6 protein-coding genes and 1 pseudogene are annotated in these 16,149 nt (G+C 46.2%); 6 read left to right on the top strand and 1 reads right to left on the bottom strand.

Annotated elements, in window-relative coordinates; translation table 11 throughout:
- Positions 1-22 precede the first annotated feature (22 nt).
- The 6 genes and pseudogenes from FR7_RS18205 to FR7_RS18180 all read left to right on the top strand — a co-directional run bounded on the left by FR7_RS18205 (position 23) and on the right by FR7_RS18180 (position 14,227).
- Positions 23-2,215, top strand: a complete 2,193-nt coding sequence (locus tag FR7_RS18205) for an AMP-binding protein (protein ID WP_007937342.1) — start codon at positions 23-25, stop codon at positions 2,213-2,215.
- Positions 2,205-10,847 carry a hybrid non-ribosomal peptide synthetase/type I polyketide synthase gene (locus tag FR7_RS18200; RefSeq protein ID WP_007937340.1) on the top strand — a complete coding sequence of 2,881 codons (8,643 nt, stop codon included), beginning with the start codon at positions 2,205-2,207 and terminating at the stop codon, positions 10,845-10,847. Before FR7_RS18205 ends, FR7_RS18200 begins: the two co-directional genes overlap by 11 nt.
- Complete coding sequence (locus FR7_RS18195) at positions 10,844-11,611, top strand: thioesterase II family protein (protein ID WP_007937338.1); 768 nt, start codon at positions 10,844-10,846, stop codon at positions 11,609-11,611. Before FR7_RS18200 ends, FR7_RS18195 begins: the two co-directional genes overlap by 4 nt.
- A 243-nt stretch (positions 11,612-11,854) precedes the next feature.
- On the top strand, positions 11,855-12,469 hold the full coding sequence (gene epsC / locus FR7_RS18190) for a serine O-acetyltransferase EpsC (RefSeq protein ID WP_007937332.1): 615 nt from the start codon (positions 11,855-11,857) through the stop codon (positions 12,467-12,469).
- A 75-nt stretch (positions 12,470-12,544) separates the two neighbouring features.
- A pseudogene (locus FR7_RS18185) lies at positions 12,545-12,760 on the top strand (hypothetical protein); the annotation flags it as partial.
- A gap of 78 nt (positions 12,761-12,838) precedes the next feature.
- Entirely contained in the window at positions 12,839-14,227 is a 1,389-nt protein-coding gene (locus FR7_RS18180; protein ID WP_007937331.1) for an MATE family efflux transporter, read from the top strand.
- Between the two features lie 194 nt (positions 14,228-14,421).
- On the opposite strand, the gene FR7_RS18175 is transcribed toward FR7_RS18180, so the two are convergent.
- Positions 14,422-16,065: an ABC transporter ATP-binding protein gene (locus tag FR7_RS18175; RefSeq protein WP_237714902.1), complete on the bottom strand. Its 1,644-nt coding sequence runs from the start codon at positions 16,063-16,065 to the stop codon at positions 14,422-14,424.
- Positions 16,066-16,149: the final 84 nt, after the last annotated feature.

Raw genomic sequence — 16,149 nt, 5'->3', positions numbered from 1 at the left:
ACTTTTTGAAAAGGAGAAAGATATGACAAACGATGGAAATACAAAAGTAAGAAAAAATATTGAATCCGTTGTTCAGATTCTGAATTTCAGAGCGCAGCACACTCCAGATAAAACCGCTTACGGAATGCTCGATGCAGCCTTTAATTTATCGGAAATCACCTATTCGGAATTATTTTTAAGAGTATCGGCTCTCTCCTCTAGTCTCTCTGCTCTTAAGATTGCCGAAGGCAATCGTTGTATACTGATGTTTCATCAGGGAATCGATTTCATCGTATCATTTCTTGCTTGCAACCGTATTGGCGCAATTCCTGTTCCCATAAATATGCCGGGCCGGAATAAGTCCCTTGCGAAATGGGAAAATATTTCCATGAATTCTCAGGCCCGCTGCATTATTACCGACAAAACCGGTGTTTTTTCACTTAAAGACATGCTGAAAAATTCCGAAACGCTATCCGCGCTGCCTGTATATTCGGAGCAGGAAGATGTTTTTGCCGAAACTATTTCAGGTTTTAATGAGCTGGCTTTTTTGCAGTACACATCCGGTTCCACCGGAGATCCCAAAGGGGTCATGGTCACCCATTCCGCTCTGATGAATAACCTGAAGCAGATTAAAGACAAATTTAGGTTTCACGAAGACAGCGTTATGGTGAGCTGGCTTCCCTTTTACCATGATATGGGCTTGATTCTCGGTATTCTTCAGGGAATTTATTCCGGTTACAAAGTAATTTTAATGAACCCTGCTGATTTCATGCAACAGCCTATGAACTGGATGAAGGCCATTTCAGTCTACGGAGCGACTCATACCACAGCGCCCAATTTCGCCTATGAACTGGCGGCTGACAAACTGGAGAAATTGACTTATGCCGAAGCGGGAAGTATTTCACTTAAATCTCTGGAAAGAGCTATTTGCGGCGCCGAGCCGGTTAATATGAATACACTGCTCAAATTCAATAAAACGGCCCAACATTTCGGGCTCAGAGAATATACATTATCGCCGGGGTACGGACTGGCCGAAGCTTCTCTGGTTGTGTCGGCATATAAAGCAGGACAAGAGGCCGGCTGGCTGAAACTAAACAGAAAGGATCTCCAAAGCGGCTCTATCTCGGTAATTGACAAAGGGTATCTTGGGTTTTCTCAGCAAATGACAGATGAAGCAGCGATTGGAGAAACCTATCTGGTTGGCAACGGTTTTGTGGTGGACGAGCATCAATTGTCAATCAGAAATCCGGAAGACGGTACAGAACTCAGCGCGCAGGCAATAGGCGAAATCTGCTTTGCGGGACCTTCTGTAACAAAAGGCTATTGGAACCGTCCGGAGGAAACAAAGAATACATTTCCCGCCGATGAAAAAAACGGACAGGTTTATCTGAGAACAGGCGATCTTGGCTTTAAGGATACAAATGGCGAACTTTATATCACCAGCAGAATTAAGGATTTGATCATTATCCGGGGTATGAACTATTATCCGCAGGACATTGAAAGAACGGCATTCAATGCTGGCTCCGATCTCCGTATAGACGGTGCTGCCGCTTTTTCTGTCCCGCAGGAGGGAGAAGAAAAGCTGATTCTAATCCAGGAAGTTAACCGCTCGGCTGTCAGAAATCCTCAATGCGACAAATGGGCAAAAATAATTAGGGAAGATGTCCTCAAGGTACACGGCATCCCGGCGGAAATTATCATCTTTATTCCGCCGATGCATATTCCCCGCACAACAAGCGGCAAGATCCAGCGGAACAAAGCAAAGTTAATGTACTTAAACTGCGAATGGAGCAAAATTGTGGGAACTTCTTCCCTGGATAAAATCAGAAGCAGTTTTAGCGTTTCCAGTGAAAAAATCAACAGCCGAGAAGCTCTGGCGGAGTTTATTGCCGGACTTGTTGCCCGGCAGCTTGCCATTACCACGGCTGAAATTGATCAAAACATACCTTTTGCGGAACTGGGCATCAATTCAATGATGTCACTATCTATTCGCAATTCCCTTGAACAGGCTATGGGTTTCATTGTTCCAGCAGCTTCGTTGTTTAATTATAATACAGTACAGCAAATGAGTGAACATCTGTATTCTCTCTGCAACATCAGTTTCAACAAGCCGGTCCAAGCTAAAAAAGCTGCAGATCACACCGTATTCGCACAATCGGAATTCGATAATTTTTCGGAAGATGAGCTTTTTGAACTTTTGAAAAAGGAATTAGGAGAAACGGATCATGCATACTGAAACAACAGCTAAGAGCCAGATTATAAAAAAAGCACTTATGGAAATACAAAGATTAAAACAGGAGTTAAATACGCAACAGAACGTCCATTACGAGCCGGTTGCCGTCATCGGTATGGCCTGCCGTTTTCCGGGTGGCATTACGGATTTGGAAAAATTCTGGGAAATTCTGGTTGAAATGAAAGATATGATCTGCAGCATTCCGGACACGAGATGGAAAAAATACCGTGGTAAGAATATTTTAGATAATCCCTATATAAAAAAAGCGGGCTTTTTGTCGGAAGACATTGAAGCATTTGATCACCGACTTTTCAGATTATCACCGAAAGAAGCAGAAAGAATGGATCCGCAGCAGCGCATCTTTCTCAAAGTTTGCTGGGAAGCTCTGGAGAATTCCGGCTATGCCCCGGATAAACTGAAAGGTTCCAAAACGGGGGTCTATGCCGGTGTCACTTTACCGGACTACATCAATGAATTATATCTTGATAAAAAAATCAATGCTTCACTTGAACCTGGTGATGTAACCGGCAGTGGTTTCTCGTTCTTATCCGGAAGGGTTTCCTACTTCTTCGGTTTTCAGGGACCCGGTATTACGGTGGATACCGCTTGTTCTTCCTCACTTGTTTCCGTGGATCAGGCATGTAAGGGATTAATGACCGGTGATTGCGATATGGCAATTGCCGGCGGTGTAAACCTGCTGTATTCACCGGAAACCACGGAACTACTGTCGACATTGAATATATTATCCCCCGACTGCGTAATCCGTAGTTTTGATGCTAAAGCGAACGGCACTGTCCGGGGTGAGGGCTGCGGCGTTGTTGTGCTGAAAAAGCTTTCAGCCGCTGTAAGAGACGGAGATCATATCCACGCAGTAATCAGAGGAAGCGGTGTAAATCAGGACGGACTGAGTTCCGGACTGACCGCTCCTTACGGGCCTGCTCAGGAGAAACTAATCACGGATGTATGGCAACGCTGCAAGCTTGATCCCCGTGATATAGGCTATCTTGAAGCTCATGGCACAGGCACGGAGCTGGGCGATCCAATCGAAATTTCCGCACTGGGCAATGTTCTTGCCAAGGACAGAATTACTCCGCTTTATGTGGGAACTGTAAAAACCAATATTGGTCATCTCGAAGCGGCTGCAGGCATTGCCGGGCTCATTAAGGCGGTTCTTGCCGTTGAGAACGGCAAGATACCGGGTAATCTGCATTTTGAAACCCCTTCGCCTCATATAAACTGGCAGAATATTCACGTGGACGTGCCCAGGAAGACGCTTTTATGGGAAAACAGTATGGACAAACCGAGAATTGCCGGAGTCAATTCTTTCGGTCTTAGCGGCACCAATGCTCATGTAGTGGTTGAACAGTATTGCAATAAGTCGCCGCGTGAACGGGGAAATTCCCTTCTCTGCGATAAAGAAAAGGTCCTGCCTTTCAAATTCAGTTCTATCACCGAAAGAGGATTGCGCGATCAGCTCGAAGGGTTTTTAACTTATCTGGAAAAAATCCCAAAGCGAGCAGAAATCAGTTTTCCGGATTTATCCTACAGCCAGAATATTGCGAAAGCCGATTTGAAGGAGAGGATAGTCGTCTGGGCCAAATCTGCCGGAGAGCTGAAAGCAAACATCAAACAAGCTCTCGCGGGCAGAACAAACCTTGACGTCAGCCGTAAGAATACGGACAAAAAAGTCATCTTTCTGTTCACGGGACAGGGTTCACAGTATCCGGCGATGTTTGGGGATTTTTACCGCGAAAACCGTATTTTCAGATCCTGCCTGGATCAATGCAATACATACTATAAAGAAAATACAGGAAAGGATCTTATTGAGATTATTTTTTCCTCCGGCAGCTTCCTGCACGAAACGCGTTACACGCAGCCGGCGCTTTTTGCCGTTGAATATTCTCTGGCGCAGATGTGGCTGGAATACGGGGTCGAACCTGCCTTTATGATGGGACACAGTGTCGGAGAATATACAGCAGCGTGTCTGGCCGGTGTGTTTGATCTTGCGGATGCAGTAAAACTGATTACTGCCAGGGGCGAGCTTATGTACTCGCTGCCTCAGAACGGCAAGATGGCGGCAGTTCTTACCGGGAAGAAAATTGTCCAAAATATACTGAAAGATAAAAAATCCGTTTCCATTGCCGCTGCCAACACTCCCGAACAAACCGTCATTTCAGGTGATGAAAAGGAAGTGAAAGATGTCTGCGCTGCACTGGAAAATGACGGAATAAAAACAGTGCCTCTGCAGGTATCTCACGCTTTTCATTCGCCGCTGATGGAACCGATAGTCGCCCGCTTTGAAGCCGTTGCCCGGCAAGTGAAATATTTCGTCCCGTCGAAAGTGCTGATTTCCAATGTGACAGGCAGCCAGATCGGTGCCGGGATAGCTTCATGGGAATACTGGAGCCGGCACATTCCGGCGGAAGTCAGATTCTATGAAAGCGTCAAGTCAATAGAAAACCCCGAAGAATATGTGTTTCTGGAAATAGGCCCGTTCCCTGTCCTGACTTCCATGGTGGAATGCATTTGCGGTGATAAGGCGGATTGTATCGCTTCCAACTATCCGGATGTAAAAACGGCGGATCAGATTGAAAAAAGCGTTTTTCATCTTTACAATCGCGGCGTCAACATCGAATGGAAGAAATACTATGCGGAAGCGGGTTGCAAAAAAGTCGCCATACCGAACTATCGGTTTAGCGAAAAACATTTCGGGCTTGCAGGATTAAGCGGAGAACATTGGTTCCTCACGGAACACGACCAGGTGGATTCACCGGGCGGTTTAGATCTATCCTCTTTGACTGAGGAAGAGAAAAAACACGCTCCAGCCATATTCAGGCTTATCCGTAACGGTTCCTGGAAAGATACAAAAGAAGAAAAAACCGCCTTTCCCGGCGATCCTCTGTCCGGGCAAGCATTTTCAAACCCGGATGAAGTGAAGAAATATATCCGTGCAGCGCTGATTCGTGAACTGAAAACGGCAGAAGACGAGCTGCTGGACGATCAAAACCTGCTGTTATACGGCCTGAACTCTATTGTCACCACCAGGCTGGTGGCGTCATGGAAAAGCGATCTGGCGGTTCCCCTGAATCCGGGAATCTTTCTAAGTAACTGCACTATCAACAAATGGACAGAAATAATTTGTGGAAAAATGAGAAATCAGGAAACGGGTTTTGAGGAGAAAATACCATTCCATTCCTATCCTGACAAAAGCTATGAACCATTTCCGCTGAACGAAGTTCAGTATGCCTATTGGGCGGGAAGAAATGCCGAGCTGGAATGGGGTGGGGTTGGCTGCTATGCGAGTTTTGAAATCGACACGAACGAACTTGATCCTGCCAGGTTTGAGCAGGCTTTGCATGCTCTGCTGCAGCGGCACGAAATGCTGAGAAACATTATCTCTGTGGATGGAACACAACAAATCATGCCGGAGATCAAGCCGCCACTGACCGTTTATCACCGGGAAGCGGTTCCGGACCTGCAAACGCATCTCGAAGTAGTGAGAGGAGAGATTTCCACACAAGTGATTCCGCTTGGTACACCGATGTTTGATATTCGTCTGACCGAAATGAACGAGGGCCAATGGCGTATTCATTTCGGTATCGATTTCATGATTGCCGATGCCCTGAGTCTCTTTATTTTCTGGAAAGACTTGGCCTGCCTTTACTCAGGCGGACGGTTGCCTGTTCTGGAAGTTTCATACAAAGATTATCTGAGCTATACTTTCGAACGCAAGAAAAGCAGGCAGTACGAATTAGATAAGAAGTACTGGCTGGACAGGGCAGAAGGATTTCCGGCAGCTCCGGAATTTCCCGTAAATTTGTCTGGGGGACAAGCGGTCAAAAGGAAATTTGTCAGACGGAAAAAACTGCTTGACCGCGACACCTGGCTCAGTTTCGTTCAGGCGGCAGCCGGGCAAAACCTGACACCATCAGCCGCACTGCTCAGCCTTTATGTGGAAATTCTTTCGGCATGGGGGGCCGGCAGCCATTTTGCCCTTATGCTGACCGTCTTTGACAGGGAAGATGTCCATCCTCAGATCAATCAGATCATCGGCGACTTTACGCAGTTAATGCTTGTCGAAATCCGCCGGGACAATATCGCCGCAGCCCTGAACGCGGCCGCGATTCAGTCACAAATGCAGGCGGATATTGAACACAGCAATTATTCCGCGATTGATTTCGTGAAAGAACTGAACAAAAGGGATGACGCTCAGGAGCGAATGTATCCCGTGGTTTTTACAAGTGCTCTTGGTATGGAAAATCTGAATGACAACGCGGGATTGGGCGGGTTTTTGGATAATATGGGATGGTCGGTATCATCTACCCCTCAGGTCTGGCTGGATCATCAGGTTTACAATGAAAAAGGCGGCGTGACCCTTTCTTGGGATGCTTTAGATGATGTTTTTCAGCCGGATGTGGTCAATTCCATGTTCGAGAAGTATGTTGAGCTTGTCATGAGAGCGGCCAGGGGGAAAAATTTCTGGTCGGAAACTTTGGTGGATCTGCGCACTGAACGTCAGAGACAAACCCATGAGAACGCGAATAGCACGGTAAGGGAATTTAAAGATACTCTTCTGCATGAAATTATCCGGCACAGAGCCTTTACCGATGCCGATCAAACAGCCGTTGTGTTCGATAATCAGCAATACAGTTACCAACAGCTTATTGCCCGGGCCAATCAGGTTTCCCAATTGCTGCAGGAACAGGGCGTTAAAAAAGGCGACAGGGTCGCGCTGCAAATGGGTAAATCCTTTAAACAAATAGCCGTTGTTCTCGGTATCGTTCAAGCCGGTGCCGCCTATGTGCCCCTTTCCTGCGATCAGCCGGCCAGCCGGACGCTAGACATTCTTAGGAAAGCCGAAATAACTGTATTGTTTGTCGATCACGCTCTGAGCTTAGGGGAAGAGGCAGTAAAGCAGCTTATTTCCTCGGAGCTGGAGGGGAAAGATGGCGTATGGCATGAGGTTGAAATCAGTCCCTCGGATCTGGCGTATATCATTTACACATCGGGCTCAACTGGCACACCGAAGGGAGTCTGCATTTCCCACCACGCGGCAATGAATACCATTATTGATGTGAACAGCCGCCTCGGCGTGACAGCAGCGGACCGTATTCTCGGGGTGTCTGCGCTAAGCTTTGATCTCTCGGTCCACGATATTTTCGGAGTATTGACTGCAGGCGGAGCACTGATTCTGCCTACGGAAGCGGAGCGGATGGATCCCAAATGCTGGCGAAGACTTGCGCTTGAACATCATATAACCCTGTGGAATTCGGTCCCGGCATTAATGGATATCTATGCAGATTTCCTCGGTGGAGGAAATTCCGGAAAAGATACCTGCATAAGACAGATCATTCTGTCGGGCGATTGGATACCTTTGGGCTTGTTTGACAAAATCAAACAGGCATTACCCAACGCTCAACTGACTGCCATGGGTGGAGCGACGGAGGCGTCCATCTGGTCAAACTATTATCATGTTACCGGCATTGATCCGGAATGGAGATCCGTGCCTTACGGCTATCCGCTTGCCAATCAGTCTTTTCATATCCTTGACGAATTCGGCAGACCATGCCCTGACTGGGTAAAGGGGAAACTGCATATCGCGGGGCAAGGACTGGCCGACGGCTATCTGAACGAACCGGGACTTACCAATAAAGTCTTTTTCCAGCATGCAGCTTTAAAGCAAAGACTGTATGATACAGGGGATTACGGGCGCTATATGCAAAACGGCGTGATTGAGTTTCTCGGCAGACAAGACAATCAGTTTAAAATCAACGGTTACCGGATAGAAGCCGGAGAAATTCAGTCGGCTTTCGGAAAATGCGGCATTACCGGAGATCCTGTTATTTTGCCTGTTGGCGACCGGATGGAGAGCAAAAAACTGATCGCCTATGTTAAAGGAGATCCGGCGTCATTTTCTGAGTCGGATCTGAAAAACAGTCTTAAAGCCTATCTGCCCAGTTATTTTATCCCGGAAAGAATCATTGCTGTTAAAGACTTTCCGATGACTTTTAACGGTAAGGTTGACCGGCAAAAGCTTCTTGAAAACTTAGGCGATCTGACCAAACTAGCTTCTTCGTCCGCTAATTACGGCATAGCAGAATATCATCAGGTTCTGCAGACGGTTCGTGAAATACTAAATCTGCCGGAATTAAAACCCGCAGATAATTTCGGCGATATGGGCGTTTCATCCGTCGACATTATCAGGCTTGCCAATCACCTGGAAACTGCTTATGCCGACAGACCTTCTGTCGGCGAAATGGTGAGATACCGGTCAGTATCCGAGCTGATTGATTTTTACAGGCAGAAAAATATCGGTTTGGCAGATAAAAACGCAAAACAGCTCGTACCGGATGCCAGGTTTTGCATGTTTTCACAGGAGCAGATTAAATACCTCAGCAAGATCGAACCTATTAAGAATCCCGACGAACGGGAATATTTCCGGAAAGCGATAAGCGCTCAGCGAAGTGAGCTGCTGGCAAACGAAAGAATTCCGCTGGAATTTGATGAGCTGAGCCTCAAAAAGGATCATTGCTTTTGGCACAAAAGCGATCAGGAGTTTCTGCCGGCTCAGATCGATCAGATTTCCTTTAAACAGTTTCTTGCGCTTTGCCTGCAAAAAACTACACATAAAGACAAAAGATTCAATTACGGATCAGCCGGAGGAATATATCCCGTCCAGATTTATCTGTCGGTATTCAAAAACGGCATTGAAGGCATAGCAGAAGGCAGCTATTATCTTGATGTCAGAGAACACTCACTGGTTCAACTGCACCGGCATGAAATGCTGTCACCCGGTAGTCCGGAATCAGGCTACGACGGGCTAAAAAATGCCGCTTTTCTCATGCATTTTGTCTGCGACCTCGATGTTGTTTATCCGATTCATGAAAGAAATTCACTGAAGCTGTGTTTCATCGAAACCGGCTTAATCTGCCAACTGCTTGAAACTCATGCCGGACTTTTCGACATAGGTTGCGGGCAGGTCGGCGCCTATGAGTTTGAAAAAAACCATGTTTTGTTCGATTTAGCTGCACAGCATTATTATCTGTATTCCATGGCAGCCGGCAAAATTGATTTCAGGCGGGAAAAAGCCAAAATGATAGCAGATCTTTCGGCCTCAGCGACGGACAGTTTTCGGGAAATGGAGGTGCTCACAGAGAAGTGCCGTGCGCAGGAGATTTATTTGCGGCTGGAAGGCGACCGGCTGAAATTCAAAGCTCCCGCGGGTACCATGACGCAGGAGATACAGGCGGAACTGAAGGCAAATAAAGAAGGTTTGATCCGGTATCTCCAGGAAACTCCGGGACAAACCGGCAGCGACTTTTCTTTGCAGGTCAACCGGGCGTTCCGGCTGACGCCCATTCAGCTGGCATATGTTTTAGGACGTTCGCCGGACTATCAACTGGGCAATACCAGCGCCCATTATTATGCAGAGTTCGAATGCAGCAGCATCAATCCGGTACAGCTTGAGAATGCCGTAAATGAAGTGATCAGAAAACACGAAATGCTGAGAACCGTCATTTATGACAACGGTACGCAGCAGGTATTGCAGGGGAACCCTCGTTTTAAAATTCCGGTGCATCACATTGATGACAAACGAAAACTTGAAGAAATCCGGAGCGAATGGTCACATCACCGCTATGAACTTGGCAAGTGGCCGATGTTTCATGTTCAGATCAGTCAACTGAACGACAATATTTCGAGACTTCACTTCAGTTTCGATTGCCTGATCGTGGACGGCTGGAGCGCCGAGATGATGTTCCGGGAAATATTCAGGGTCTATTACGGAAAAGCCGTTACGCAGCCTAATTTTACTTTCCGAGAATATATTAACCAGGAAGAGAACTGGTTGAAATCTAAAAATTACCATAAGGAAGCAGGACTTTACTGGGAAGAAAGACTAAAAAACATACCGCCCGCTCCGGAACTTCCCCTAAAGAAAAATTTTGATGAAATAGTCCAACCTCATTTCCGCAGACTGCAGTTTGTTTTATCCTCAGAAGATTCGCATACCCTTGGTGAAAGGATAAAAAAATACCGTTTTACGCCTTCCGCGGTTATCTGCACGGCTTACATGAAAGTACTTTCCTGCTGGAGCAGCCGGAAAGACATCACCTTGAATCTCACGTTATTCAATCGTCTGCCGCTGGATAAAGACGTGCCGCGAATTCTCGGTGATTTCACGAATATCACCCTGATAGCTTTTTTTTACAACAGCGGGAGTTCATTTGTCCAAGACACGGGGGACATACAGAATCAGTTATGGAAAGCAGTCGAGTACCGCACGCACAACGGACTCGATCTTTTACGCAGGCTTGCCAAAGATTCGCCGGGTAAGGCAGTGATGCCGGTTGTTTTTACGAGTCTGCTGTTTGGAGAATCCTCTGAAACCGCTGAACAGATCTTTCCGCCGGATATGAAGGAAGTATACGCAATAAGCCAGACGCCACAGGTCGCAATTGATCATCAGGCCTATGAACGGAACGGTTCGCTGTCGCTAATCTGGGATTTTGTAGAAGAGGCTTTTGAGGATTCGGTGATAGAAGGCATGTTCGCCGCATATAGAAGTCTGATTGAGCGTCTGATAGCCGAGGAAGACTGGAACAAAGTATTTACTGTGAGGAGTTCAGATGTATGAAAATTACAAACAACTGGTTTCCCTTTGCTCGTAACCGGGATATCAAAAAAACAAACAGGGTTTTCTGCTTTCACTATGCCGGCGGCAGTTCCTCCATATTCAAACATTGGGCGGTATCCCGCCTGCCGGTTGAATTTATCCCCGTAGAGCTTCCGGGCAGAGGGGCACGAATATCCGAATCATGTCTGGAGAATTTTGACTGCTTAATTGAACAAATGATTTCCAGTTTGATAACTGTAATCGACAACCGTCCCTTTTATTTTTTCGGACACAGCATGGGAGCAATGATCGCCTTTGAAGCAGCCTATCAGCTTCAGGGAAAATACGGGGTTCAGCCTGAAAAGCTTATTGTCGCCGGACGTCATGCGCCCCATCGCCCCGATCTGTCGTTGTTCAAAAGTCATATGAGCGATGAGACTCTTATATGGGAATTGAAGAGACTGAACGGAACTCCCCGGGAAATTCTGGAGAACAGGGAAATTATTCAGTTTTTACTGCCAATGATCAGAAGCGATTACAAGCTTCACGAAAGTTACAATTACCAGGGCCAAAAACTCAGCATTCCGATCATTGCTCATGCGGGAAAGCACGATCACGAAGCCAACGCAGCCGTCATGCAGCATTGGCAGCAAGTAACGGATGGGGCATTTGCAATCAAAGAATTCGACGGCAATCATTTCTTTGTGCAGAATTTGGGCGAAGAGTACCTCTCAGAACTGATCAGGGCAGTTTCGCAGGCTGATTATAACGTGAGGGAAGCCTGAGCGAACGATAACATTCTATGGCATGGCAGATGTTTTTACGTCATTCCACTTACCTTGTAATGGTGTTAATTATTTTAGATTTGATTCATGCTCGACTGTCTCCAGGAGTTGTTATGAAAGGGAGGTGTTAAAAGAGTTTGTTGGTTTTTATCATTACTACAACAATACCCGTTTTAATCGACATTAAGTACCATATTCATGACAGCGAGAGATTACTTGCATAAATAAAGGTGGGAGAGCGAAATGTTTGCTTTGTTTGAGGATATTAAAGCCATTTATCGGAATGATCCGGCTTGCAAAAATGTGGAGTTTTTACTGTATCCATCCTTTCATGCGATGATCACTCATCGATATTTGATATGGCCGCTTTACCGTATGGGAATACCGTTTCTACCCCGCTTCTTTTCTCAAATACTACGTTTTTTGACCGGGATTGAAATTCATCCGGGGGCTAAAATTAAGCCGGGTTTTTTCTGTGATCATGGTAGTGGCGTGGTGATCGGTGAAACAGTGGAGATTGGCAGGAATTGTACTCTTTTCCACGGCGTTACGCTGGGGGGGACAGGAAAAGAGAAGGGAAAAAGGCATCCGACCATCGGGGATGGTGTTTATATCGGTCACGGAGCCAGCATCATGGGACCGGTAACCGTAGGCAGCAGAAGTAAAATCGGTGCCAAGACGGTCATTGTAAACCGGGATGTGCCGTGTGACTGCACGGTGGTTGGTTCACCGCCGCGCATTATAAAAGTATGCGAGAGAAGGACCGATCTTCCCCTTCCCATGACGCATTATCGCAGAATCAACATTCAGCAAGAACAGAGTGAGAGGGATTTGATTGGTGTAGAGGAAAGAATATAAGGGAGAAAACGGTTGATGCCAATATTGTGTAAGACTATCTAAACATATGAAAAAACTATAAGAAACACGGTTTGCGCCATGGTGCCCCTTATGTCGAATGTGTTCTGGGGACCGATGGCGGTAGCAATAGCTGGCGGGCTGTTCGGTGCCACCGTATTGACGCTGCTGGTGCTGCCGGCAATGTACGCTGCCTGGTACAAGGCGCAACAGCCCGATCTAACGCTGTCCAGGGCGGGGCAGGAAAGACGGGGAACATCTTACAGTAGGCGTCTGGGCGCAGACAGAGTGTAATGCTGGACGCGTCGGATCGTCAACCGTCATTGGCAACAATATAAAAAAACTATGGTGAAGAGTTAGGAGGTTTTTTATTTGAGTCAGACAATCGTAGATGAAAAAGAAAAGCAAAGGCACTTTATTTTAAATGAGAATCTATGGAAGGTTATGGCTGAACTATCATGGCCCGCTATCATTGCCATGGTTCTCTATGGCTTAAACACCGTCATTTCTGCTGTTTTTGTCGGCCGTTTCGTAGGCGAGACCGCTTTAGCGGGAGTTTCCTTGGCCTATCCTTTAACACAAATCAGCATAGGCCTGGGTTCGCTGATCGGCGTTGGCGCCGGTGCCGTATTAAGTATTGCTATTGGCCGTCAGGACAAAAATATCCAGGAACGGCTGCTGGGCAATGTCAACGTTCTTTCGCTGATTGTAACTGTTGTGTATATGGTATTAGGGCTGGCTTTTTCCATGCAATTAGTAAAGATGATGGGCGGAGCAGGCGAAGTGTTACTGCTGGGCGATATCTATTTTAGAATTACAGTCATGGGTGCATTTTTCTGGATCTATGGCCTGGCGGCCAATATGATTGTCAGAGCCGAGGGAAAAATGAAGTCGGCAGCAGTTATGATGGGCATCGGTCTGATTGCGGATGTTTTGGCAAACTATCTGTTTGTTGTGGTCCTTGATTTAGGCGTAGAGGGTTCTGCGTGGGCCACGAACATTGGCATGTTGATTTACACATTGCTTGGCTGGATTTATTTTAGTCAGGGTTTTGCTTCATTTAAAACAAAGACTTTTTCCCTGTGTCGGGATGCATCCTTGATAAAATCCATTCTTAGTCTGGGAGCGTCTACACTTATTATGATTGTGATGACTCTGGTGCAAGGGGTGGTTGTGTTTAATGTACTTGCCAAATATGGTACGGTGTCTGATATTGCCTTTTATGGAGTGGTCTACCGGGTATTCACTTTTTTGCTTATGCCAATCATTGGTTTAATGCGGGCGATGCAGCCGGTCGTCGGCATAAACTATGGTGCTGGGCAATATGAGCGTGTCATCAGTTCCTATAAGATATTTACTGTTGCTTCCGTGTTATTGACGGTGCCTTTCTGGATTATTTCCATGGTTGCTCCTGAATTTGTTTTGGGTCTGATGCTGCCTGACCAATTATTTACCGGAACTCAGCTGATGTATTTCTGGATTTATATGGCGGTTATCCCATTATTGTCAGCAGTTTTTATGGCCATGACATTCTTCCCTTCTATTGATAAAGGCAAACCGGCCGCCATGATCGGTATTACCAGACAACTGATTTTCTACATACCGGTCATGTTGATTTTACCGCAAAAGATCGGCGTTTCCGGCATTTATTGGGGATCACTGGCGATAGATGCAGTTATTGTGTTATGGACCTCGATCATGGTGAAAAGAGAATTTACGAGACTTAGAACAAAAGATCAACCAACCACTTTAAGTGCTTAGTGACAGCAAAGTAAGGATTTAATCACCGACCGAAACTTCATAAATAATAACCACCCATTCTTCCTTTTTATTGATAAAGGCAAACCGGCTGCTGTGACTGGCATTGCCATAAATAAAGTGACCGTACTGAAACTTTACGTTTCAATACGGCCACTTTATTTATGGGAAGAGGGACACAATCGGCCTGGATATTCTCAAATGCTCCAGCCTTCCGCTGTTTTTCGTATAGATAAGAATCTCTTATACACGCCATCCTGTTTTATGAGGTTTTCATGGGTTCCTCGCTGCGCAATGCAGCCATCATCGACTACCAGTATCTGATCAGCGTTCTGGATAGTGGCCAGCCGGTGGGCAATGATGATCATCGTTTTCCCATGTACCAAAGCACTGATCGCTTTTTGAATGGTATGCTCGTTTTCCGGATCAACGCTGGCGGTGGCCTCATCCAGGATAACAACTGGCGCATTTTTCAGCATGGCCCTGGCGATAGAGATGCGCTGCTTTTCCCCTCCGGAAAGCGTGGAACCACCATCGCCGATTACTGTTTCATAACCATTAGGCAGATTCATAATGAAGTCGTGGCAGCAGGCTTTCTTTGTTGTCTCGACAACTTCTTCAAAGGTAGCCTCGGGTTTTCCGAACCGGATATTATTCAACACTGTATCATGAAACAAATATACTTTTTGAAATACCATACTGATATTTTTAAGCAGGCTGTCACACGTCATCGCTTTTACATCGACACCGCCTACGGATACACTTCCTTTATCAGCATCATAGAAGCGGGCAATCAAACTGCATATTGTTGATTTGCCGCTTCCCGAGGGGCCAATAATTGCTGTAGTCGTATTCTCCGGGATGGTGAATGAGACATTCTTTAATACAGTCCGTTTTTCATAGGCAAAGGTGACATCCTGAAACTGAATATCATATGCGGATAATTCCACATCCTTACTGTCTTTATCAATAAATTCCGCATTTTCTATGCCGGCTAATTTGTCTAATGTGGCATCAATGATTTTCAATACATGAGCTGCGTTATTTAGCTGCTCTACATGCCCAAAAATGATGAAGGAGAAGATTGCCATCATCAGCATGGTCGGGATATCCATAGCTCCATTGGCCGCCAGTAGTGCCGAGGCAAGAACGATTCCGACTGATGCTGCTTTAAGCGCAAATAAATGGAGGCAGTTGTATGGAACATAATTCTTTTCAGTTTTGACATTAATATCCTTACTCATCCGATAAGCCTTGCTAACGCCTTCTTTGGCAACGCCATCCTGCTTAAACGACTTAACCACAGGCATTCCTCTGACATACTCAATTGTAGCGGCAACCATACTATCCTTTGCCCTTTGATGCAGCGGTGCATTCTCGTTGCTCTTGTTACCCAGCAATTTTAAGAACACGGCAGACAGCAGTATACCTGCCACCGCGATCAGCGCAACCCACACATTATAAAAAGCCAGACAAAGCACCATTGTTAATGCGCTGATATAGCCATTTATGACAACATCGATCATCTTCATTCCGAACATCTCAATAAATGACAAATCTGTTGTTACGGCCGCGGCGATCTCTCCGGCACTTTTTTTACTGAAGAAACCTAGTGAAACCCGTTTTAAGATGGTGCCAATCACGATTCTTTGTTCCGCTGTTACTTCATAGCCGATACTCTCCTGCGCGGAAGCACGCAGATAAGCAAATAAAAATCTGCCTGCTATCGTAAAGATCATAAAGCCTAACATATAGAATACCCAGTCCATTGTCAGCGTGGTGCGGCCGTTCATGTCTTCGATGATGAGATTCAGTCCGTATGCGGCGCCCATAATCGGCATCGCTGTAAACATCGCATTAAGGAAGGAATATAGAAAACCGAGGTACAGGCGTTTTTTGCGCTGACCGGACCACTTAATGATTCG

The organism is Pelosinus fermentans DSM 17108 (assembly GCF_000271485.2).
Classification (GTDB): Bacteria; Bacillota; Negativicutes; order DSM-13327; family DSM-13327; genus Pelosinus; species Pelosinus fermentans.
This window is presented reverse-complemented; position numbering and strand designations above follow the sequence as displayed.

Coding starts and splice junctions, on each gene's coding strand:
- FR7_RS18205 (WP_007937342.1), top strand. CDS start 23: ATGACAAACGATGGAAATACAAAAGTAAGAAAAAATATTGAATCCGTT.
- FR7_RS18200 (WP_007937340.1), top strand. CDS start 2,205: ATGCATACTGAAACAACAGCTAAGAGCCAGATTATAAAAAAAGCACTT.
- FR7_RS18195 (WP_007937338.1), top strand. CDS start 10,844: ATGAAAATTACAAACAACTGGTTTCCCTTTGCTCGTAACCGGGATATC.
- epsC (WP_007937332.1), top strand. CDS start 11,855: ATGTTTGCTTTGTTTGAGGATATTAAAGCCATTTATCGGAATGATCCG.
- FR7_RS18175 (WP_237714902.1), bottom strand. CDS start 16,065: ATGCCGATTATGGGCGCCGCATACGGACTGAATCTCATCATCGAAGAC.